Source organism: Streptomyces afghaniensis (genome assembly GCF_044327915.1).
Classification (GTDB): Bacteria; Actinomycetota; Actinomycetes; order Streptomycetales; family Streptomycetaceae; genus Streptomyces; species Streptomyces afghaniensis.
Genome location: NZ_JBIRGJ010000008.1, coordinates 64,836 through 87,103, shown reverse-complemented (window position 1 = coordinate 87,103; position 22,268 = coordinate 64,836). Strand labels below are relative to the sequence as shown.

The following is a 22,268-nucleotide window of genomic DNA, read 5'->3' as shown; positions in this document are numbered from 1 at the left end:
CTAGAGCAGTTTGCGCGCGGCCCTCCTCAGGTCGTACTCATGGACGATCGCCTTGGCGTGGCCGTAGGCCAGGTTGTGTTCGTGCCGGAGCCAGCTGACCTTTTCCTCGAAGCGGAAGAGTGCCGGGCCTTCTTCGACGGTGCGAAGCCAGTCGGAGATCTCACGACCGGTGCAGTGGGGGATGCGGGCGAGCATGTTGCGATGGGTCTCTTCGGAGAAGACTTGGGACATCGGCGCCTCCGGACGCTGGGATGTAAGCCGGTCCTTCAGGTCACCGTGCCTGAGTGTTCGCCCGTTGGCAACAGTCCCGGTGCGACGCGTACGCTCGCGGCGTGGTTGATACGACGCCTCTGACCCGTGCGGTGGAGCACTTCGCCGATCGTTTGAGGGCTGCGCCCCAGAGCCGGTTGCAGCGGGGCGCTGCCGCTGAGGCTCTCGGGCTCGCCCGGGAGTTGGCCCGGAGGGCGCAGGTGCTGGAGGGCATGGAGCCGCGGGAGATGCCGGATGCGGGGATGTTTGCAGCGGCAGATCAGATCACCGTGGCTGTGCACGATCTGGCCGTTGAGCTTCGTAGCGATGCCGACGTCGATGAAGCGGTGCGGTTGGTTGAGGAGGCGCAGAAGCGGGCGGGCGTCTGACGTTCGTTCGCGGGTGCGGGTGCTCTTGGGTTGCTCGCGCAGTTCCCCGCGCCCCCTAGAGGGACGCGATGACCCTGTCGGCCAGGATGTAGACGTTCTCCTCGCCGCACTCGAACGTCAGGGTGTAGGCGCCCGAGATGCCGGAGCCGCCCAGGAGGATCGGGGTCTGGCCCGCGCGCAGAGCCTCGGCCAGGCGCTCCGCCGTCTCCCGGTGGCCCGGGGTCATGCACAGGGTCGTGCCGTCGGCGAAGACGTACACGTCGAGGGTGCCCAGCGGGCCCGGGCGGACGTCCGTCAGTTCCACACGCGAGGCGGCCAGCTCCTCCAGCGTGGCGACCGTGCGCTCGTGGTCGTTCACCACCGGCGACTGCGTCGGCACGAAGTCCGGGTGGGAGGGGTGGCGGCGGCGGGCCGCGGCCAGTTCCGGGGACTCGGCGGCCGGCTCCTCGGTGTCCGCGCCGGGCTCGGACACCGGCTCCAGGCCCGCGAAATCGGTCTGACGGGGCAGGAACAGGTCGGTGTCGGGCAGACCCAGCAGGGGCGGCGCGTCGGAGGCGTCACGGGCCTCCTGGGCGGCCCAGAACGCCCGTGCCTCGGCGAGCTCCCGCTCGCGTTCCTCCGCGAGCGCCGCCGCCACGGCGGCCCGTATCTCGTCGGTGTCGGCGGACGTGCGGGCGGCGGGCAGCAGTGCACGGGTGGTGGCGGCGCGGTTCTCGGCCAGCGCGGTGTGCAGGGCCGCGACCTGTCGGCGCAGCTGCAGGACGGTGCGCAGGACGGCGACACCCACGGCGCCCGTGGCGGCCGTGGTGACCAGCAACGCGATCGGCATGGCGCTCACTGACGTACTCCCGGTTCAAAGTCGACCCCCGACTTCCTACATCAGCTTGAAGGGCGGACTAACCAGCTGTCAGTGCGTAACGTCACGAAACGGACAGGGCTCAGGTGCCGGGGGAGGGGGTGGGGCTGCTGTGACCTGGGCTTCTCTGCGCGCAGAGGGAGATAGGTCACATCCTGGGGGAGATTGGATCACAAAACAGCCCAGAACCCCGGGGTTTCCGGGGTTCCGGGCCAAGACCTCACGGTCGGTGCTATAGCGGCTACGGTCGGACGCTCAGCTGAGGCGCTCGATGACCATGGCCATGCCCTGGCCGCCGCCGACGCACATCGTCTCCAGGCCGAACTGCTTGTCGTGGAACTGGAGGGAGTTGATGAGCGTGGTGGTGATGCGGGCGCCGGTCATGCCGAAGGGGTGGCCGACGGCGATGGCGCCGCCGTTGACGTTCAGCTTCTCCAGCGGGATGCCCAGGTCGCGGTAGGAGGGGATCACCTGGGCGGCGAACGCCTCGTTGATCTCGACCAGGTCGATGTCGTCGATGGTCAGCCCCGCCCGCTTCAGGGCCTGGTTGCTCGCCTCGACCGGGCCGAGGCCCATGATCTCGGGCGAGAGGCCGGAGACGCCGGTCGACACGATGCGGGCGAGCGGGGTGAGGCCCAGCTCGCGGGCCTTGGTGTCGGACATGATCACCAGCGCGGCGGCGCCGTCGTTCAGCGGGCAGCAGTTGCCGGCCGTGACCAGGCCGTCGGGGCGGAAGACCGGCTTGAGGCCCTGGACGCCCTCCAGGGTGACGCCGGCGCGGGGGCCGTCGTCCTTGGCGACGACCGTGCCGTCGGGGAGGGTCACCGGGGTGATCTCGCGCTCCCAGAAGCCGTTCTTGATGGCCTCCTCGGCGAGGTTCTGCGAGCGGACGCCGAACTCGTCCATGTCCTGGCGGGTGACGCCCTTGGCGCGGGCCAGGTTCTCGGCGGTCTGGCCCATCGCGATGTACGGGTCGGGCAGCAGGCCGTCCTCGCGCGGGTCGTGCCAGGTGGAGCCCTCGGACTGGGCGGTCGCGACCGTGCGGGCCTCGGCGTCGGCGAAGAGCGGGTTGTGCGTGCCGGGCATGTCCGAGCTGCCGTTGGCGTACCGGGAGACCATCTCGACGCCGGCCGAGATGAAGACGTCGCCCTCGCCCGCCTTGATGGCGTGCAGGGCCATGCGGGAGGTCTGCAGGGAGGAGGAGCAGTACCGGGTGATGGTGCAGCCCGGCAGGTGGTCCATCCCCATCTGTACGGCGACGATGCGGCCGAGGTTGTGGCCCTGCTCGCCGCCGGGCAGGCCGCAGCCGAGCATCAGGTCGTCGATGTCCTTCGGGTCCAGCTCGGGGACCTTGGCCAGGGCGGCCTGGACGATCGTGGCGGTCAGGTCGTCCGGGCGGAGGTCCTTCAGGGAGCCCTTGACGGCGCGGCCGATGGGGGAGCGGGCGGCTGAGACGATCACGGCTTCGGGCATCACGGCTCCATTGACGTACCGGGTGGTCTGGCTGGGCTGTCTGGGAAGTTACCCGTACGTATGGTCTCGGTCACGGGTGTGGCGGTGTGACCCTGACCGCAGTTTTCTAAGCGCTTGCTTTTCCGGCCTCCCCGGAATTCCGTCAGCTCGACGGTGTTGCGGGGGTCGGCTCCTGCTCGGGTACCCGCCGGCGCCGCCGGCGCTTCAGCAGCGCCCACGGTCCCCTCGGGCCGCTCGGCATGGCGGCCGTGACCTCCGTACCCGCCTCCGACGCGGCCTCCGCCGCCGCCCGGGCCACCGGCAGGAAGCCCTCGCGGCGGGAGGCGTCCGGGCGCTCCTCCTCGGCCGGCCACAGGCCGAGGGAGGCGCAGACGGTCGGCAGGACCGCCATCGCCGCCGTCGCGTAGCCCTCGGCCGAGGGGTGGTAGCTGTCCGGGCCGAACAGCTCGCGCGGGTTCGCGGCGAACTCGGGACCGAGCAGGTCGCCCAGCGACACGGTGCGGCCGCCCTGTTCGACGACTCCGATCGTCTGGGCGGCCGCCAGCTGGCGGGAGGCCCGTCGGGCCAGCCAGCGCAAGGGCTGCTGGACCGGCTCGATGGTGCCCAGGTCGGGGCAGGTGCCGACCACGACCTCGGCGCCGGCGGTGCGCAGCCGCCGTACCGCCGCGGCCAGGTGGCGGACCGAGCGGGTCGGGGGCATGCGGTGGGTGACGTCGTTCGCGCCGACCATGATCACGCAGATGTCCGGCGCCTCGGGGTCGGCCAGCACCAGGGCCACCTGGCGGTCCAGGTCGTCCGAGCGGGCCCCGGGTGTCGCCACCGTGCGCAGCTCCACCGGGCGTTCCGCCAGGGCCGCGAGTCCCGAGGCCAGCAGCGCGCCCGGGGTCTGCCCGGCCCGGTGCACGCCCTGGCCGGCGGCCGTGGAGTCGCCCAGCATCGTCAGCCGCAGCGGTGCCTCGGTGGGGACGGTGTACGTACGGCCGTACAGCCCGTCAGCGTTCGGCACGTGCGGTGACGTGCCGTTGCCCACCCGGCGCCGCGCCAGCTGCACCTCCGCCAGCACCAGCCCCACGGCGGCAGCCCCGGCCAGCCCGACCCCGCCACCGCCGTACGCCGCGCCCGCAGCGATCCGCCGGGCCACCCGTGCCCTCGACATGCTCGTCATGCGTCGCGCCACCTCCTCGAACCCGTACACCCAGTGCTTGCCCCGTACGGACCGTCGCCCAATCTCAACAGCGAGTGAACGACCGTCACGGATGACCGGCAGGCCATAGGCTGGCGGCACCAATCAACGACCACTTCTGCGGCAACCGGAGACAACGGTGCAGTTCCACGACTCGATGATCAGTCTCGTCGGCAACACCCCGCTGGTGAGGCTCAACAGCGTGACCAAGGGCATCAGGGCGACCGTCCTGGCCAAGGTGGAGTACTTCAACCCCGGCGGTTCCGTGAAGGACCGCATCGCCCTGCGCATGATCGAGGCGGCCGAGGAGAGCGGCGCGCTCAAGCCTGGTGGCACGATCGTCGAGCCGACCAGCGGGAACACCGGCGTCGGTCTCGCCATCGTGGCGCAGCAGAAGGGGTACAAGTGCATCTTCGTGTGCCCCGACAAGGTCAGCACCGACAAGATCAACGTGCTGCGCGCGTACGGCGCCGAGGTCGTCGTCTGCCCGACCGCCGTGGACCCCGAGCACCCGGACTCCTACTACAACGTCTCCGACCGGCTGGTCCGTGAGACGCCCGGCGCCTGGAAGCCCGACCAGTACTCCAACCCGAACAACCCCCTCTCCCACTACCACTCCACCGGCCCCGAGCTGTGGGAGCAGACGGAGGGGAAGATCACCCACTTCGTGACGGGCGTGGGCACCGGCGGGACCATCTCCGGCACCGGGCGCTACCTCAAGGAGGTCAGTGACGGCAGGGTGAAGGTGATCGGCGCCGACCCCGAGGGGTCCGTCTACTCCGGCGGGTCCGGGCGGCCGTACCTCGTCGAGGGCGTCGGTGAGGACTTCTGGCCCACCGCCTACGACCGCACCGTCGCGGACGAGATCGTCGCCGTGTCCGACAAGGACTCCTTCCAGATGACCCGCCGCCTGGCCAAGGAGGAGGGCCTGCTGGTCGGCGGCTCCTGCGGCATGGCGGTCGTCGCCGCGCTGGAGGTCGCCGAGCGGCTCGGCCCCGACGACGTCGTCGTGGTCCTGCTGCCGGACAGCGGCCGCGGCTACCTCAGCAAGATCTTCAACGACGAGTGGATGGCCGACTACGGCTTCCTGGAGGACGCCGGCCCCAGCGCCCGCGTCGCCGACGTCCTGAACGACAAGGAGGGCGACCGCATGCCCTCCCTCGTCCACATGCACCCGGACGAGACCGTCGGCCAGGCCATCGACGTGCTGCGCGAGTACGGCGTCTCGCAGATGCCGGTCGTCAAGCCGGGCGCCGGCCACCCCGACGTGATGGCCGCGGAGGTCGTCGGCTCGGTCGTGGAACGCGAACTGCTGGACGCGCTGTTCAGCAAGAGCGCCTCGCTCGACGACCCGCTGGAGAAGCACATGTCCGGCCCGCTGCCCCAGGTCGGCTCCGGCGAGCCCGTCGCCGACCTGATGGCCGTCCTCGGCAAGGCGGACGCGGCGATCGTCCTCGTCGAGGGCAAGCCGACCGGTGTGGTCAGCCGGCAGGACCTGCTGTCCTTCCTCGCCCGGTCCGCGAAGTGACGGTCCGCGAAGTGACGGTGAACGCCTGGTGAACCACCCGTTGACGGGGTGCACTTGCCGTTCGTCCGTGATCTTCGTGGACTTCGCGGAAGTGGTACGAGCGCGTCACGTTCGCGCAGCACCCGCTTAACACGAGTCCTGCACATTGGTGGGTGTCGGCAGGGCGGGAGCGGCTCCCCGCCCCGGCCGGCGCCGTTGGCGTCAAGGACCTCCGGAGCGGCTCCCGGACCTCCACCGACGTCACAGACGCGGGGGCCCGGCCTGACCAGGCCCGCGTCTTACGCGGGGACCGCCGTCGTCCCGCCCCCCGGTCACGGGGGTGCGGCGGTCCCCGCGCTTATCTTTGTGCGGGGGCAGCCGGCTCCGGTTTCTTGCGCGGGCGTCAGCCGGGCTGTTTCCTTCGGGCGTCGGCCGGGCCGTTTCCCTCGCGGGCGTCAGCCGGCCCGGCTCGTCACCCAACTCCCCAGCAGCGCGAGCCGCTCCGCCGTCTCCGAGCCCGGCTCCGGCGTGTACGCCACGATCGTCTGGTTCGGGGCGCCCGGGATCGTGAGCGTCTCGTACGGGAGGGTCAGCAGGCCCGCGACCGGGTGCCGGATCTGCTTCACCCCGTGGTCGCAGGGCTTGACCAGGTGGTCGGCCCACAGACGGCGGAAGTCGTCGCTGGCGCGGGAGAGTTCACCGACGAGCCGGCCCATCGCGGCGTCGTCCGGGTGGTGGCCCGCCTGCAGACGGAGGTGGGCGACCGTCTGGGAGGCGATCGCCGCCCAGTCCGGGTAGACGTCGCGGGCGGTGGGGTCGAGGAAGACATGGCGGGGCATGTTGCGCTCGCCGGGGGCCTTGTCGCCGAAGCCGACCACGGCGTCACCGAGGGCGTTCCACGCGAGGACGTCCATGCGGTGGTCCAGCACGTACGCCGGGTTGCGGTCCAAGCCGTCCAGGATCAGCTGGACACCCGGGCGCACCCGGGACGGGGCCGCCGCCTCCCGGTTCGCGGATTCCCGGGCCGCGGCCCGGCCGCCCTCGGACCGCCGGCGGGGCCGGGCGACCGCCCGCAGATACTCGTGCTCCGCCTCGTCCAGCCGCAGTACCCGCGCGATCGCGTCCAGCACGGCGTCCGACACTCCCCCAGACTTCGTCCGGGAGGTGCCCCCAGATCCCCGGCCCTGCTCAAGGCGGATGTAGTAGTCGACGCTCACCCCCGCCAGCTGCGCCACCTCCTCACGACGCAGCCCTGGGACCCGGCGGCGGCCGTACGAGGCCAGCCCCACCTCCTCCGGCCGGATACGGGCGCGGCGCGAGCGCAGGAAGTCTCCCAGTTCTCCGTCCATGGGTCCGAGCCTAGGCGGCCCGGTGCCCGCGAACCTGGTACTGCCAGACCCAGGAAGAACGCCGCCCTGGGTAAGGCCGCCGAGAGAGCCGAGGGTGGTGGACGAGGCCGGGGAGACGCCCCGGCCACCAGCGAGGGGACACCCCATGCCGTACGAGAACCTGACCGGCCGTACCGCCGTCGTCACCGGAGCCGCCAGCGGGATCGGCGAGGCCGTCGCCGTGCTGCTGGCAGCGGAGGGCGCACGGGTGGCGCTGCTGGCCCGCCGTGAGGAACGGCTCGCGGCGATCGCCGGGAAGATCCACGCCGACGGCGGGCAGGCCCTGGCCGTCGCCGCGGACGTCACCGACGAGACGTCCGTGACCGACGCCGCCGACCGGATCCGTGCCGAGTACGGGACGGTCGACCTGGTCGTGAACGCCGCCGGCGTCATGCTGCCGCACCCCGTCGACGCCCGGCGCACCGACGAGTGGCAGCGGATGCTCGACACCAACGTCACCGGCGTGCTGCGGATGATCGGCGCCTTCACCGCCGACCTGGTGGGCGCCGCCGCGGACGGCCGTAGCGCCGACATCGTGAACATCTCGTCCATCGCCGCGCACGTCAGCTTCCCGAACTACGCGGTGTACGGCGCGACCAAGGCCGCCGTCACCTATCTGTCGGAGTCCCTGCGCGGCGAGTTCGGGCCGCGGGACGTCCGGGTCACCAACATCGAGCCCGGGTTCGTCGAGAGCGAGCTGCGCACGCACATCGCCGACGCGGAACTCTCCCGGCAGGTGGAGGGCCTGCTGGACGAGGTGGGCGCGCTGTCCGCCGAGGAGCTCGCCGACCTGGTCGCCTACGTGACGAGCCGCCCGCGCCGGGTCAACCTGCGGCAGATCGTCGCGCTGCCGACCCGGCAGGTCTGAACGGGCGTGCGCCCCCTCAGTCCTCCCAGCCGCTGTCCTGGGAGGACTTGCGGCGGCCGCCGAACAGGCCCGGGTTGGTACGGGCGGCCTGCACGACGTTGACGCCGACGATGCCCGCCCAGGCGGCGAGCAGACCGGGCAGATGGGCCACGCCCCCGCCGATCGCGGACAGCGGCACCGCGAGGACCAGGGAGACGATCCCGAAGCCGAAGCGCTCGCCCCAGGAGTCCGTGGCCCGCGGCGACCGGGAGTCCCGGGCCGTCTGCATCTGCTGCTCGGCGAGCTGCCGGCGCACCCGGCGCTCCACCGCGCCGTCGATCCGCTGGTCGACCTTCTCCAGGAACGAGTCGACCAGCGCGGACTCGTACTCCTCGCCCAGCTCCCTGCGCGCGTGCAGGGTGGCGTCGAGTTCCTTCTTCAGGTCGGTGTCCCGCGCGTCCATTCCGGTCATGGCACTCACGGTAGAAAGCCGGGGCGTCGACCGCACTGGGGTTAGCCCCCCTGTCCGGGCTGGGGTTTCCGGACGTGGGGCAGGGCCGGCCGTTCGGTTCCGCTTGCCGGTCTGCATATGCTCATGCAGAATCCTCAGCTACTGAATAGGCGAGGGGGAGCACGTCATGAGCGTGACCGACAGCCCTGCCGCGCGGTTGCAGGCGCTCTTCGAGGGGCACCGGCTGACGCCGACCCAGCGGCGCATCGCGCACAGCATGGTGCGGCGCGCCGCCGACGTGCCGTTCCTGTCGAGCGTGGAGCTCGCCGAGCTGGCCGGGGTCAGCCAGCCGTCCGTGACCCGCTTCGCCGTCGCCCTCGGCTTCGACGGCTACCCGGCCCTGCGCCGCCACCTGCGCGAGGTCGCCCCCGCCGAATCCGCCGCGGACGCCGGGTCCTACAACGAGTACCAGCAGGCCGTCGAGGCCGAGATCGAGAACCTGCGGCACCTGGCGGAGGCCCTGGCCGACCCCCGGCCCGTGCAGCGCGCGGGGCGCCTCCTCGCCGCCTCCCGGCCGCTCCCCGTCCTCGGACTGCGGGCGGCGGCCGCCCAGGCGCACGGCTTCGCCTACTTCGCCGCCAAGGTCCACCCCGACGTGCGGCTCCTGGGCGAGGGCGGCACGATGCTCCACGACCGCATCGACGCCGCCGTCCGGGCCGGTGCGACCGCACTGCTGTCCTTCGCGCTGCCCAGGCACCCCCGCGAGGTCGTCGACACCCTCGACTACGCCAGACAGGCCGGGCTGACCGTCGTCACGGTCGCCGACTCCGCCTTCGCACCGGTGGCCAAGGTGTCCGATCTGCTGCTCCCCGCCGCCGTCGGCACCGGCCTCGCCTTCGACACGGCCTGCGCCCCCATGCTGCTCGGCCGGGTCCTGCTGGAGGCGATGTGCGACGACCTGCCCGATGCCCAGTCCCGCCTGGAGGAGTTCGACGTGAAGGCGGCGGCCCGGGGGCTGTTCGTCGACTGAAACGGCCAGGGCACCGCATTCTCAGACTCGTCTCACGTTGTGTCGCTAACGTGTTTCTCCTGTGACAACCTTCAGGCGCTTCGCACACCGGACGGAGGCTGAACGTGACGCGCGGAGGACAGGGACTGGCTCGGGTGGCCGTCGTCGTACGGGCGGGGGCCGCCCCGCTGTGGTGGCTGGGTGTGTTCGCGGCGGGCATCGGCCTGCTGCCCCCGGGGCTGACGGGCCGCCGCATCGGCGTCCTGGCCGGGGCGGCACTGTTCGTCCTGGCGACGGCCGTGGTGGCGTACGGACGCCGCAGGCGCTACGTCGCCCTGGCCGCCTCCGCGGCCCGCGCCGGCAAGCACGACGTGCTCCAGGACCGCGCGGTCACGACCCGCAACTGGCGCCGCGCCCACCGCTGGTGGCTCCTCCTCGCCTTCCTCGCCGCCCTGGGCAGTGCCTTCGCCGTACCCGCCGCGGCGGGTCTGCTCCTGGCCGGCTGCGGCGCGGGCCTGTGGCTGAAGGCGGCGTGGCTCGGCCGCCGCGAGCGCGCGGACGAGGCGCTGCTGTGGGTACGGGTGGACTGGCTGCGCCAGGGCGCGGGCGGCGCGGCGGGCAAGCGGGTCAAGGCGTACCGCAGCACGGGCATCGCGGCCGGTGACGCTGCACCGGGCGGGTCGAGGAGGAAAACGCCGGCGCTTGTGTGATCGGGCAGGGGGAAACCCACCCAGGGGCGCGGGGAACTGCGCGACCAGCCACGATGAGTCCGCAGCCGGGCGCTACGAGAACCCCCACGGCGCCCGGTCCCCCAGCAGCGCAGCGACATGCGCCCCTCCGGACTCGGCCACCACCTCCTCGACCGTCTGCGCCCGGCGCACCACCGCGAAGGCGACACCGCCCTCCCGGCCCGGGCCGAACCCGTAGACCCCGGGCCGGACAAGCGAGTTGTACGCGTAGTGGTGCGCGAAGTAGTACGCCCCCGTGTCCAGCGCCGCCGCGAAGTCCCCCTGCTCCAGCAACGGCAGCGCACACCCTTCGGCCAGCAGGTCGCCCGAGAAGCACGCCGGTCCGGCCACGTCCTGCACCACCGCCGGGCCCTCCTTCGGGCGCCCCTTGGCGTCGTACCCGGCGATCCTCAGCGGCCAGGCCTCTGGCGCGTACACCGTCCGCGTCGCGACCTGCACGCCCGCGTGGGTGACCGCCACCGGCCGGCCGCCCGCGCTCTTGGCGTATTCGACCCGCGCCACGACCGTCCCGTGCTTCGCCAGCAGTGACCGCCCGAACTCGGTCACCAGTCCGTACCGCCCGTCGAACAGCCCGGGCACCTCCTCGGCCAGCGTCCGCGCGTACTGCGCGTACGTCGGCGTCGTCGCGTCCGACGCGAAGTTCACCGGCAGCCCGCCGCCGATGTCGAGCGTGTCGATCTGCCGCCGCCCGGCCCGCCGGTTGATCTCCTCCGCCAGTTCGTACGTCTCCGCCACGCCCCGCGCCATCAGCGACAGCGGAACCCCCTGGGACCCGGTGTGCGCGTGCAGCCGGGTCAGCCACGGCCGGTCCAGATACGCCCGCACGACCCACTCCCGGGCACCCTCGTCGCGCAGTGCCACCCCGAACTTCGATGTCGCCGTGGCCGTGGACGTCGCCTCGATGGAACCCCCGCCGATCTGCGGATTCACCCGTATCCCGAGCGGGGAGCGGCTGCTGCCGGACCTCATCAGGCCGTCGATGCGCTCCAGCTCCTGCGGATTGTCCGCGTTGACGGCGACGCCCAGCGCCAGCGCCTCGCGCAGCTCACCGGGCGTCTTGGCGGGCGAGTCCAGCACCGTCATCTCCGGGCCCAGTCCCGCCGCCCGTGCCAGCGCCAGCTCGCCCGGGCTCGCCACCTCCGCGCCGACGCCCTCCTCGCGCAGCAGCCGCAGCACCGGCACCAGCGGGGTCGCCTTCACCGCGAAGGCGTGCAGCACGGGCGTACCCGGCGCGACGACCGCGTCGAACGCGGCCCGCAGCTCCGCCGCCGACTCCCGGATGCCGGTGACGTCCAGCAGCCCGACGATGGGGCTGTCGGGCCCGAGCAGTCCCTGCTCCACGGCGGCGCGCACCGCCTCGTCCCGCCGGGCCGCCCGCCTGCCGCCGGAGTCGCCCGCCCGGCCGTCGTCACCCCTGCCGTCCCGCACCGCCCTGGCGTCCGCTCCGGCCGTCTCGGATCCCTCGATGTCTGCGCCCATGCATCCAGCCAAACATCCACGGCACCGCCGCGCCGACCCCCACACGTATTGACTAGCTCTATTCAGGCGGTCAGGATGTGAATAACCGCAGCAACAATGTCCGCAGCAACACCCGCCGGGAGCACCACGCACCCACCCAGGAGGCAGACCATGTCAGGACCCCGACCCGTCCGAGCGCCGCGCGGTACGGAACCGAGCGCCCTGGGATGGCAGCAGGAGGCCGCCCTGCGGATGCTCCAGAACAACCTCGACCCGGAGGTCGCCGAGCACCCCGACAAGCTCGTCGTCTACGGCGGCACCGGCAAGGCGGCCCGCGACTGGCGCTCCTTCGACGCGATGGTGCGGACGCTCAAGGGGCTGAAGCAGGACGAGACCATGCTGGTCCAGTCCGGCCGGCCCGTCGGCGTCATGCAGACCCACGAGTGGGCCCCGCGCGTCCTCATCGCCAACTCCAACCTCGTCGGCGACTGGGCGAACTGGGAGGAGTTCCGCCGCCTGGAGGCCCTCGGCCTGACCATGTACGGCCAGATGACGGCCGGTTCCTGGATCTACATCGGCACCCAGGGCATCCTCCAGGGCACCTACGAGACCTTCTCCGCCGTCGCCGCGAAGAAGTTCGGCGGCAGCCTCGCCGGAACGATCACGCTGACCGCCGGCCTCGGCGGGATGGGCGGTGCCCAGCCGCTCGCCGTGACGATGAACGACGGTGTGGCGATCTGCATCGACTGCGACCCGCGCGCCATCGAGCGGCGCATCGAGCACCGGTACCTGGACGTCAAGGCCGACTCCCTGGACCACGCGCTGCGGCTCGCCGTGGAGGCCCGTGACGCCCGCCGCCCGCTGTCCATCGGCGTTCTCGGCAACGCCGCCGAGCTGGTGCCGCAACTGCTCGCCATGGGCGCCCCGATCGACATCGTCACCGACCAGACCTCCGCCCACGACCCGCTGGCCTACCTGCCCCTCGGCACCGCCTTCGAGGACATGGCCGACGCCGCCGCCAAGGACCCGGCCGGCTTCACCACCCGGGCCCGCGAGTCCATGGCCCGGCACGTCGAAGCCATGGTCGGCTTCATGGACGCCGGCGCGGAGGTCTTCGACTACGGCAACTCCATCCGCGGCGAGGCGCAACTGGCCGGATACGACCGGGCCTTCGCCTTCCCCGGCTTCGTCCCCGCCTACATCCGCCCGCTGTTCTGCGAAGGCAAGGGCCCCTTCCGCTGGGCCGCCCTGTCCGGCGAGGCCTCCGACATCGCCAAGACCGACAAGGCGATCCTCGACCTCTTCCCGGAGAACGAGTCCCTGGCCCGCTGGATCCGCATGGCCGGGGAACGGGTCCACTTCCAGGGCCTGCCCGCCCGTATCTGCTGGCTCGGCTACGGCGAGCGGGACAAGGCCGGTGAGCGGTTCAACGACATGGTCGCGAGCGGGGAGCTGGCCGCGCCGGTCGTCATCGGCCGCGACCACCTCGACTGCGGCTCCGTCGCGTCCCCCTACCGGGAGACCGAGGCCATGCTCGACGGGTCCGACGCGATCGCCGACTGGCCGCTGCTGAACGCGATGGTGAACGTGGCGTCCGGGGCGTCCTGGGTGTCCCTGCACCACGGGGGCGGTGTCGGTATGGGGCGGTCGATCCACGCGGGCCAGGTGACGGTGGCCGACGGCACGAGGCTGGCCGGCGAGAAGATCCGGCGGGTGCTGACGAACGACCCGGGCATGGGAGTCATCCGGCATGTGGATGCCGGGTACGACATCGCGGAGACGGTGGCCCAGGAGAAGGGCGTCCGGGTGCCGATGCGTGAGGGTGACGAGGCGTGACCGAACCGAGCGGCACCGATCCGGTGGCGGCTGGTGCATCGTCGCCGTCCGCGGGTCCGGCCGTGCCCACCCTCCCCCAAGCTCTCGGCTCCGCTCGAGCAGGGGGGACCCCCATCGCCCCGCGGAACGACTGCCCACAGCCTGTACCGCCTGGCGGCTCCTCCTTCCACCAGATGTGGCGGGACCTGCTGCCCCTCGGCCGCCACCCCGCCTCCAACGGCTACCGCCGATTCGCCTGGACCGGTGTCGATCGTGACTGCCGGGCCTGGTTCGAAACCCAGGCACGGACGCGCGCCCTCGCCTACGAGGTCGACCGGAACGGGAACCAGTGGGCCTGGCTCGGTGACCCCGCCGCCGGGGACGCCGTCGTCACCGGGTCGCATCTGGACTCCGTGCCGGACGGCGGAGCCTTCGACGGCCCTCTCGGAGTGGTGTCCGCCTTCGCCGCGCTGGACGAACTGCGCGGCCGGGACGCGCGGTTCACCAGGCCCCTCGGCATCGTGAACTTCGGTGACGAGGAAGGCGCCCGGTTCGGGCTCGCCTGTGTCGGGTCCCGGCTCACCGCCGGGCAGCTCACCCGCGAGCAGGCGCACCGGCTCACCGACGGCGAGGGCGTGACGCTGCCGCGCGCCATGGAGGCCGCCGGACACGACCCCGACGCCATCGGGCCGGACCCCGAGCGGCTCGCCCGCATCGGCGCCTTCGTCGAACTGCACGTCGAGCAGGGCCGGGCCCTCGACCTGTCCGGCGACCGGGTCGGCATCGCGAGCGCGATCTGGCCGCACGGCCGGTGGCGGTTCGACTTCCGGGGCGAGGCCAACCACGCCGGCACCACCCGGCTCCCCGACCGGCGCGACCCCATGCTGTCCTACGCCGAGACCGTCCTCGCCGCCCGCCGCGAGGCCGAACTCGCCGGTGCCGTCGCCACCTTCGGGAAGATCGCCGTGGAGCCGAACGGCGTCAACGCCATCCCCTCCCTGGTGCGCGGCTGGCTCGACTCGCGCGCCGCCGACCAGGAGAGCCTGGACGCCGTGGTGGCCGGCGTCGAGAAGGCGGCCGGGGAGTACGCCGCCGCCCACGGTGTCGATCTCGCCGTCGTACGCGAGTCGTTCACCCCCGTCGTCGAGTTCGACCACGCCTTGCGCGACGAACTCGCCCGCATCCTCGGCAAGGACACCGGCCTCACCGTCCCCGTCCTCGGCACCGGCGCGGGACACGACGCCGGGATCCTGTCCGGGAGCATCCCGACCGCCATGCTGTTCGTGCGCAACCCCACCGGCGTCTCGCACTCACCGGCCGAGTCCGCCACCGAGGACGACTGCGTGGCCGGGGTGCTCGCACTCGCCGACGTACTGGAAGGACTGGCGTGCAGGTGACCACAGCAGCCACGCGCACGTACTGGCTGGAGCACGCCTGGCTCGGCACACTCCCCCAAGCTCTCGGCTCCGCTCGAGCAGGGGGGACCCCCATCGAGCCGGGCGTGGCCCTGGACGTCCGGGACGGCCGCATCGCCGCCGTCCGCCCGGGCACCCCCGCCCCGCCCCCCGGCGCCGAGGCCCTGCGCGGCCTCACCCTCCCCGGCCTCGCCAACGCCCACAGCCACGCCTTCCACCGCGCCCTGCGCGGCACCGTCCAGGTCGGCTCCGGCACCTTCTGGACCTGGCGCGAGGTCATGTACGCCACGGCCGCCCGGCTCACCCCGGACACCTACCGCGCCCTCGCCCGCGCCGTGTACGCCGAGATGGCCCTGGCCGGCATCACGGCCGTCGGCGAGTTCCACTACGTCCACCACGCCCCCGGCGGCACCCCCTACGCCGACCCCAACGCGATGGGCGAGGCCCTCATCGCGGCCGCCGCCGAAGCCGGGATCCGCATCACCCTCCTCGACACCGCCTACCTCTCCTCCGGCTTCGGACAGCCGCCCACCGCCCCTCAGCTCCGCTTCTCCGACGGCACGGCGGACGCCTGGGCCGAACGCTGTTCAGTTCTCAAGGAACGAGATCACGCGCGGATCGGAGCGGCGATCCACTCCGTACGGGCCGTGCCCGCCGACCAGCTGGCGACCGTCGCGCGGTGGGCCGAGGAGCGGCGGGCCCCGCTCCATGTGCACCTGTCGGAGCAGACGGCGGAGAACGACGCCTGCCGGGAGGCCCACGGCTGCACACCCACCCGGCTGCTCGCCGACCACGGCGTGCTCGGCCCGCGCACCACCGGCGTCCACAACACCCACCTGACCGCCGAGGACATCTCCCTCATCGGCGGCAGCGGCACCGGCACCTGCATGTGCCCGACGACCGAGCGCGATCTCGCCGACGGCATCGGGCCCGCCGTCGCCCTTCAGCAGGCGGGCTCGCCGCTCTCCCTCGGCTCCGACAGCCACGCCGTCATCGACCCGTTCGAAGAGGCGCGCGCCATGGAGCTGAACGAGCGCCTGCGCACCCGTACCCGAGGCCACTGGACGGCGGCAGCCCTCCTGCGGGCCGCCTCGGCGGACGGGCACGCGGCCCTCGGCTGGGAGGACGCGGGTGCCCTGGAGCCCGGCGCGCTCGCCGACTTCACGACGATCGCCCTCGACTCGGTCAGGACGGCAGGGCCGCTTCCGCGGCTCGGGGCCGAGACGGCCGTATTCGCCGCGTCGGCAGCAGACGTGTCGCATACGGTCGTGGGAGGCCGGCACGTCGTACGGGACGGGGTCCACTCGCTCGTACCGGACGTGCCGCAAGCCCTCGCGGACGCCGTCCAAGCCCTGCGCGGATGACCCCGGGCCGCTCCTGCGAGCGGTCGGTCCCCGACCCCGACCCCACCGCCGACCAGGCCACCAAGGACGCCATGAGCAACGCGACGACCGTCAGCCCCGCCCACTCCGCGAGCACTGCAAGCACGCTCATCACCAACATCGCCGCCCTGGTCACCAACGACCCCTCCCTCGGTGACAATTCCCCCCTCGGACTGATCCAGGACGCGGCCGTCGTCATCGAAGGCGACCGCATCGCGTGGACCGGTGATCAAAGCAAAGCACCCGCCACTGACAATCGGGTCGACGCGGGCGGCCGGGCCGTCCTCCCCGGCTTCGTCGACTCCCACTCCCACCTGGTCTTCGCGGGTGACCGGACTCAGGAGTTCAACGCCCGGATGTCGGGGCGGCCGTACAGCGCGGGCGGCATCCGCACGACCGTCGCGGCCACCCGCGCCGCGACGGACGAGGAACTCGAAGCCAACGTCACCCGTTACCTCGCCGAGGCCCTCCGCCAGGGCACCACCACCTTCGAGACGAAGTCCGGCTACGGCCTCACGACGCACGACGAGTCCCGGGCCCTGCGCGTCGCCGCCCGCCACACCGACGAGGTCACCTTCCTCGGCGCCCACATCGTCGCCCCCGAGTTCGCCGAGGACCCGGCCGCCTACGTCGCCCTCGTCACCGGCGAGATGCTCGACGCCTGCGCCCCGCACGCCCGCTGGATCGACGTCTTCTGTGAGAAGGGCGCCTTCGACGGCGACCAGGCCCGCGCGATCCTCACCGCCGGCCGGGCACGCGGCCTGCACCCCCGCATCCACGCCAACCAGCTCTCGTACGGCCCGGGCGTGCGGCTCGCCGTCGAACTCGACGCGGCCAGCGCCGACCACTGCACCCACCTGACGGACGAGGACGTCGACGCCCTGGCGAACAGCCGTACGGTCGCCACCCTCCTGCCCGGCGCCGAGTTCTCCACCCGCGCCGAGTGGCCGGATGCCCGCCGTCTCCTCGACGCGGGTGTCACCGTGGCCCTGTCCACCGACTGCAACCCGGGCTCGTCGTTCACCTCTTCCGTCCCGTTCTGCATCGCGCTCGCCGTACGGGACATGGGCATGACCCCGGACGAGGCCGTCTGGTCGGCCACGGCGGGCGGCGCCGCGGCCCTCCGCCGCACCGACATCGGTCGCCTCACCCCGGGCGCGTACGCCGACCTGACGCTTCTCGACGCCCCGAGCCACGTGCACCTGGCCTACCGGCCCGGTGTCCCGCTGGTCACCGGCGTCTGGCGGCGCGGCGAGCGGGTGCTCTGACCAACGAAGACGCACGAAGGTTGTGCACGATTTCCATACCGTGTGCATCACGAGTGCATGACAAATCGGAGTTGACGATCCGCCACATCAACTCCCTTCGTACATAACGGACTTGACCCCCCTCACGGTGCGACGGAAGATCGCGCCAGTCGCTCCGCGCGCACCGAGACCATGCGCCGGCCGCACGCGACGAGGGGGGTTTTCCGGCATGGCCCCCGACGGGGGGTGCCGTTCCATGCGCGGCACGCGTCGGTGCGAGCAGTGCGCGCCGCGATGACAGCGCTTTCCTCCCCGCCTCACTTTCCGGACGACAGGAGGAAGCAGCCCATGGCAGACGAGATGGTGCAGCGCGCCCAGAGATTCATCAACACCACGTACAACAACGGCGCGACGCTGGGCATATCCAAGCTGGACGAGAACGGCCAGACCGGCTGGCCCGTGATGTACGCGCTGACCCGGGCGCTCCAGTACGAGATGGGCATCACCGCCCTGTCCAACTCCTTCGGCCCGACCACCCTCGCCAAGCTGGGGGAGCTCTACGGCAAGCTCGACGAGACGACCATCCCGTCGGCCAACTTCTGCCGCATCATCCAGTCCGCCCTGTACTGCAAGGGCTACGACGGCGGCGACATCGACGGCCAGTACAACGACCGGGTCAAGGACGCGGTCGTGAAGCTCAACCAGAACATGGGCGTCTCCGGCACCTACCCGGGCAGCTCCCTGTGGCCGAAGGTGGTCAAGGGCCTGTTCAACATGGACGCCTACGTCACCGTCAACAACGGTTCGGAGACCATCCGTTCCATCCAGCAGTGGCTGAACGGCAAGTACATCCTGCGCAAGGACTTCTACATCATCCCCTGCGACGGCCACCACTCCCGCGACGTCGCCAAGTCGATGCTGTTCGCGATCCAGTACGAGCTGGGCATGGCGGACGGCGTCGCCAACGGCGTCTTCGGGCCCGGCACGCAGTCCGGTCTGAAGTCCCACACCGTCTCGCTCGGCACCACCGGCGTCTGGGCGCAGCTGTTCACGGCGGCCATGATCCTGAACAAGCGGAACGTCCCCTTCGGCAGCTTCACCGCCACGGTGCAGTCCGGCGTGGAGACCTTCCAGTCCTTCAGCAAGCTGCCGGTCACCGGCAAGGGCGACTTCCAGACCTGGGCCTCGCTGCTCGTCTCCTACGGCGACCAGTCCCGCAAGGGCACGGCCTGCGACGGCGTCACCAAGATCACGCCCGCGCGGGCGCAGGCCCTGAAGGACGCCGGCTACAAGTACATCGGCCGCTACCTCTTCAACCCCTCCACCACGGACCTGCCGGAGAAGCAGATCCAGCCGGGCGAGCTGGCCACCATCAAGGAGTACGGGCTCAACTGCTTCCCGATCTTCCAGACGTGGAGCCGGTCCGCCGACTACTTCAGCCCCAGCCAGGGCGCCGCCGACGCGTTCCGCGCGATCGAGTGGGCCAAGTTCCACGGCTTCAAGGCCGGCACCATCATCTACTTCGCCGTCGACTACGACGCCATGGACGGCGAGGTCACGGACTACGTCATCCCGCACTTCCGCGGGGTCATGCGCACGATCGGCGAGAACTCCAGCTACGGCGTGGGCGTCTACGGCCCCCGCAACGTCTGCCAGCGCGTCGCGGACGCCGGGTACGCCGCGGCGAGCTTCGTCTCGGACATGTCCAGCGGCTTCTCCGGCAACCTCGGCTACCCGCTGCCGACCAACTGGGCTTTCGACCAGATCTCCACCATCAAGGTCGGCTCGGGCGCCGGGCTGATCGAGATCGACAACAACATCGTCTCCGGCCGCGACTACGGCCAGAGCGACTTCGACGCCGGTGCCGACCTCGGCGGACTCGACACGCGACTGGACGAGACCGCGTACCGGAGCCTGATGCTCCAGGACGTGAAGGCCTACCTGGAGTCGATCGGCGTCCCCGAGACCGGCGGCGACGGCTGGACCGACAAGGACTGGGCCAGCCTGGGAGGCATCTCCACCACCGAGGCGTTCAACGCCGTGGTGGACGCGGACTGGCTCTTCACCTCACTGGCCCGGACACTGCGGATGCGCAAGGCCCTCATCCAGGCCCCGGTCCTGTGGGAACTGCGTAAGCTCAACCCTCTCGACTTCGCCTCCGACGCGGCGGTCAAGGCGGGCCAGCTGGACGACTGCAGCACCGGTTGGGGACAGATCTTCGCCGCGACCGCCATCAAGGCCCGCAACTACTGCATCGGCGAAGGCATCATCAACGGCGAGGGACTGGACTACACGTCCAAGACGGACCTCCGCAACGTCTGGGACAAGCTCCACAACGACGAGGAGTACAACGTCCGCACCGTCGCGTACGTGCTGCTCTGGAACTCGGAAGTGCTGGGCATCGACCGGCCGGACCTGAGCGGCGACACCCACGTCACCGAGGCGGTGCTCGCCCAGTACAACGGCACCGGCCCGGACGCCGAGCAGTACGGACGGGAGCTGATGGGCCTGTACAACGTCCTGGAGCAGTACAACGCGTTGTCGCGCGCCTAGTGACACCGGCGAACGAAGGAAGGCTGGATCCGATGACCAGACGGTGGCAGGTGGCCCTGGGTGCCAATGTGCTTCTCGGCATCCCGGGCGTCATACCGATCTGGATGCTGTGGTTCCTCGCAGCGAGCTGGACGAGCGGCCCCGAGTCGACGGACAACGACCCCATGGTGCTCTGGCTGCCGATCGCGGCCGTCATCGTCGTCCCGTACGTCATGCTCTGGCTGTCCGTGAACCGCTCCATCGCGCGCCGGAGTTCGCTCGCCCCACGGACCTACTGGTGGCTCAGCGCCCTGGCCACGTTCCTGCCGACCACGGCGCTGATCATCTACTCACCGTAAGAAGGGAACCAAGACGTGCACACCGAGAGGCGCGGCAGCGTGAACGGGATATCGAGACGAACCCTGGTGCGGACCGCCGGCGTGATCACGGCCGCCGCGGCGGTCGGCTCCCTCGCCCCGGGCAGCGCGACGGCCGCCCCCGCGAACGCCCCCTTGAGCGCACCGAAGAAGGCCCCCACCTCGGCCAACGGCTGGACCCTGGAGAAGGAGGCGAACCACGTCTCGACCGTGTGGACGCGCGCCGTCCCGGGCACCGGCCTGGAGGTCGACGTCCGGATCGGCGACGTGGAGGCGATCCTGCTCCACGTCGTCCGGCGCTACCACTACGAGGTCGAGCAGCTGCCCCGCGTGGACCTCGCGGGCTGGCAGCGGATCGACGGCCTGAAGAAGGACGGGCCGGAGTCCAACCTCGCCTCGGGCACCGCGGTGCGGATCCGCCCGGGCGCCGGCGCGAGCGGCAGCCTCTTCCCGCTCCAGGTGCTGACGGTGCGCGACATCCTCGCCGACTGCGAGGGCGTGGTGCGCTGGGGCGGCGACGACAGCCCGGTGGACGAGTCGCTGTTCTACATCGACCGCGGCCCGGACGACGCGTCGGTCCGTGAGCTCGCCGACCGGCTGCGGCGGGCCGAGGCCACGCCCGGCGAGGGCGCCGGCGTGACGGTGGACGTGCTGGCCCCGTCCCGGCGCGACCGCGCGAAGCGGCTGGCGAAGGAACAGCGGGCGAACTGAGGCCCGCAGGACTGGCAGGAGACGCGCCCGGGGGCGGACCTTTCGGTCCGCCCCCGAAGGACAACGTCACCGGGCACAGCGTCGTGCAGTGAGGACCACGCCTCGGAGGGTCACTCCTCGACGGTCAGCCCCTTGCGCAGCCGTACCAGCGTGCGCGACAGCAGCCGCGAGACATGCATCTGGGAGATGCCCAGTTCCTCGCCGATCTCCGACTGGGTCAGGCCCGCGACGAAGCGCAGCGACAGGATCTTCCGGTCGCGCGGCGGAAGTTCGGCGATCAGCGGCTTCAACGACTCGACGTACTCGATGCCTTCGAGCCCGTGGTCCTCGTAGCCGATGCGGTCCGCGAGGGCGCCCTCGGAGTCGTCCTCCTCCGGCTGGGCGTCCAGCGAGGAGGCGGTGTAGGCGTTCGACGCGGCCATGCCCTCGACGACCTCGTCGTTGGAGATGCCGAGGCGCTCGGCCAGTTCGGTCACCGTCGGGGCGCGGTCCAGCTTCTGGGCCAGCTCGTCACCGGCCTTGGCCAGGTCGAGCCGCAGCTCCTGGAGCCGCCGCGGAACGCGCACGGACCACGAGGTGTCGCGGAAGAAGCGCTTGATCTCGCCGACGATGGTCGGCATGGCGAATGTGGGGAACTCGACACCCCGGGACAGCTCGAAGCGGTCGATCGCCTTGATCAGGCCGATGGTGCCGACCTGGATGATGTCCTCCATCGGCTCGCTGCGGGAGCGGAACCGGGAGGCGGCGAACTTGACCAGTGCGAGGTTCAGTTCGACGAGCGTGTTGCGGACGTACGAGTACTCGTGGGTGCCTTCCTCCAGCGACTCGAGGCGCTCGAAGAGGGTCTTGGACAGGGCCCGTGCGTCGACCGCGTCGACTTCCTCGTACGGGGGGATGTCCGGAAGTCCGGCGAGAAGGTCGTCCTGTGTGACGAGCGTCTCAACCTGCTCGATGGGATCCAGATGTTCCGGAGGGGGTGTCGACGTCGCTTTGTGGGTACGCGATGCGTCGAGCCGGGGTGACATGATGTCCTCCATCGTTCTCGGCATATGGCTGCCGGAGCCAGTACGTGCACTGCGGTGTGCGGCGCCTCCAAAGCCGGCCGTGTCGGTTACGTGTCCTTACTAGGCCTACCCGCTTTCCCGAGCCCACCGCAAGTGCGTTCTGTGGGCATATGTCCGTTTGTGTGCGGTTGTTCGGGTGTCGGAGCGTGGAGGGAAGGCGTAGTGT

20 protein-coding genes are annotated in these 22,268 nt (G+C 71.5%); 12 read left to right on the top strand and 8 right to left on the bottom strand.

What is annotated here, in order from left to right; translation table 11 throughout:
• Entirely contained in the window at positions 1-231 is a 231-nt protein-coding gene (locus tag ACH4G3_RS29195) for a DUF4287 domain-containing protein (RefSeq protein WP_010034472.1), read from the bottom strand.
• Between the two features lie 101 nt (positions 232-332).
• On the opposite strand from ACH4G3_RS29195, the gene ACH4G3_RS29190 reads away from it, so the two are divergent.
• Positions 333-638 carry a hypothetical protein gene (locus ACH4G3_RS29190; protein WP_397627305.1) on the top strand — a complete coding sequence of 102 codons (306 nt, stop codon included), beginning with the start codon at positions 333-335 and terminating at the stop codon, positions 636-638.
• A 55-nt stretch (positions 639-693) separates the two neighbouring features.
• Here ACH4G3_RS29190 and ACH4G3_RS29185 read toward each other — a convergent pair whose 3' ends face one another.
• From ACH4G3_RS29185 to ACH4G3_RS29175, 3 genes are all read right to left on the bottom strand, one after another.
• Positions 694-1,476, bottom strand: coding sequence for a hypothetical protein (locus ACH4G3_RS29185; RefSeq protein WP_397627304.1), 783 nt, complete (start codon positions 1,474-1,476; stop codon positions 694-696).
• A 273-nt stretch (positions 1,477-1,749) separates the two neighbouring features.
• The gene (locus ACH4G3_RS29180) at positions 1,750-2,967 is read right to left on the bottom strand and encodes an acetyl-CoA C-acetyltransferase (protein WP_351415447.1); all 1,218 of its coding nucleotides are present in this window, start codon (positions 2,965-2,967) and stop codon (positions 1,750-1,752) included.
• A gap of 142 nt (positions 2,968-3,109) precedes the next feature.
• Entirely contained in the window at positions 3,110-4,132 is a 1,023-nt protein-coding gene (locus tag ACH4G3_RS29175; protein ID WP_397627303.1) for an SGNH/GDSL hydrolase family protein, read from the bottom strand.
• Positions 4,133-4,289: 157 nt separating this feature from the next.
• Here ACH4G3_RS29175 and ACH4G3_RS29170 point away from each other — a divergent pair, with 157 nt between their 5' ends.
• The gene (locus ACH4G3_RS29170) at positions 4,290-5,678 is read left to right on the top strand and encodes a cystathionine beta-synthase (protein ID WP_397627302.1); all 1,389 of its coding nucleotides are present in this window, start codon (positions 4,290-4,292) and stop codon (positions 5,676-5,678) included.
• Between the two features lie 434 nt (positions 5,679-6,112).
• Here the strand turns inward: ACH4G3_RS29170 and ACH4G3_RS29165 are convergent, their stop codons facing one another.
• Positions 6,113-7,006: a helix-turn-helix transcriptional regulator gene (locus ACH4G3_RS29165; protein ID WP_397627301.1), complete on the bottom strand. Its 894-nt coding sequence runs from the start codon at positions 7,004-7,006 to the stop codon at positions 6,113-6,115.
• 145 nt (positions 7,007-7,151) lie between these two features.
• Between ACH4G3_RS29165 and ACH4G3_RS29160 the strand changes: the two genes are divergently transcribed.
• Entirely contained in the window at positions 7,152-7,913 is a 762-nt protein-coding gene (locus ACH4G3_RS29160; RefSeq protein ID WP_397627300.1) for an SDR family oxidoreductase, read from the top strand.
• A 16-nt stretch (positions 7,914-7,929) separates the two neighbouring features.
• Here ACH4G3_RS29160 and ACH4G3_RS29155 read toward each other — a convergent pair whose 3' ends face one another.
• Positions 7,930-8,355, bottom strand: coding sequence for a hypothetical protein (locus ACH4G3_RS29155; protein ID WP_397627765.1), 426 nt, complete (start codon positions 8,353-8,355; stop codon positions 7,930-7,932).
• A gap of 175 nt (positions 8,356-8,530) precedes the next feature.
• Here ACH4G3_RS29155 and ACH4G3_RS29150 point away from each other — a divergent pair, with 175 nt between their 5' ends.
• On the top strand, positions 8,531-9,373 hold the full coding sequence (locus tag ACH4G3_RS29150; protein ID WP_397627299.1) for a MurR/RpiR family transcriptional regulator: 843 nt from the start codon (positions 8,531-8,533) through the stop codon (positions 9,371-9,373).
• A gap of 104 nt (positions 9,374-9,477) precedes the next feature.
• Entirely contained in the window at positions 9,478-10,062 is a 585-nt protein-coding gene (locus tag ACH4G3_RS29145) for a hypothetical protein (protein ID WP_397627298.1), read from the top strand.
• Positions 10,063-10,134: 72 nt separating this feature from the next.
• Here the strand turns inward: ACH4G3_RS29145 and ACH4G3_RS29140 are convergent, their stop codons facing one another.
• Positions 10,135-11,580, bottom strand: a complete 1,446-nt coding sequence (locus tag ACH4G3_RS29140; protein ID WP_397627297.1) for a type III PLP-dependent enzyme domain-containing protein — start codon at positions 11,578-11,580, stop codon at positions 10,135-10,137.
• A gap of 150 nt (positions 11,581-11,730) precedes the next feature.
• Here ACH4G3_RS29140 and hutU point away from each other — a divergent pair, with 150 nt between their 5' ends.
• The 7 genes from hutU (at position 11,731) to ACH4G3_RS29105 (ending at position 21,038) form a co-directional block, all read left to right on the top strand.
• Positions 11,731-13,395, top strand: coding sequence for a urocanate hydratase (hutU, locus tag ACH4G3_RS29135; protein WP_397627296.1), 1,665 nt, complete (start codon positions 11,731-11,733; stop codon positions 13,393-13,395).
• Positions 13,396-13,568: 173 nt separating this feature from the next.
• Positions 13,569-14,771: an allantoate amidohydrolase gene (locus ACH4G3_RS29130; RefSeq protein ID WP_397627295.1), complete on the top strand. Its 1,203-nt coding sequence runs from the start codon at positions 13,569-13,571 to the stop codon at positions 14,769-14,771.
• Positions 14,762-16,153, top strand: a complete 1,392-nt coding sequence (locus ACH4G3_RS29125) for a formimidoylglutamate deiminase (protein WP_397627294.1) — start codon at positions 14,762-14,764, stop codon at positions 16,151-16,153. Before ACH4G3_RS29130 ends, ACH4G3_RS29125 begins: the two co-directional genes overlap by 10 nt.
• Positions 16,150-17,439 (top strand): imidazolonepropionase, encoded by a 1,290-nt coding sequence (hutI, locus tag ACH4G3_RS29120; protein WP_397627293.1) that lies wholly within the window; start codon positions 16,150-16,152, stop codon positions 17,437-17,439. The genes ACH4G3_RS29125 and hutI overlap by 4 nt, the downstream gene beginning before the upstream one ends.
• A 327-nt stretch (positions 17,440-17,766) precedes the next feature.
• Positions 17,767-19,971, top strand: a complete 2,205-nt coding sequence (locus ACH4G3_RS29115; protein ID WP_397627292.1) for a glycoside hydrolase domain-containing protein — start codon at positions 17,767-17,769, stop codon at positions 19,969-19,971.
• 32 nt (positions 19,972-20,003) lie between these two features.
• A complete protein-coding gene (locus tag ACH4G3_RS29110; protein WP_037670651.1) occupies positions 20,004-20,309 on the top strand; it encodes a hypothetical protein in 306 nt (101 codons plus the stop codon).
• A 15-nt stretch (positions 20,310-20,324) separates the two neighbouring features.
• Positions 20,325-21,038, top strand: coding sequence for an SRPBCC family protein (locus ACH4G3_RS29105; RefSeq protein ID WP_397627291.1), 714 nt, complete (start codon positions 20,325-20,327; stop codon positions 21,036-21,038).
• A gap of 110 nt (positions 21,039-21,148) precedes the next feature.
• Here the strand turns inward: ACH4G3_RS29105 and ACH4G3_RS29100 are convergent, their stop codons facing one another.
• Entirely contained in the window at positions 21,149-22,075 is a 927-nt protein-coding gene (locus tag ACH4G3_RS29100; protein WP_397627290.1) for an RNA polymerase sigma factor SigF, read from the bottom strand.
• Between the last annotated feature and the right edge of the window lie 193 nt (positions 22,076-22,268).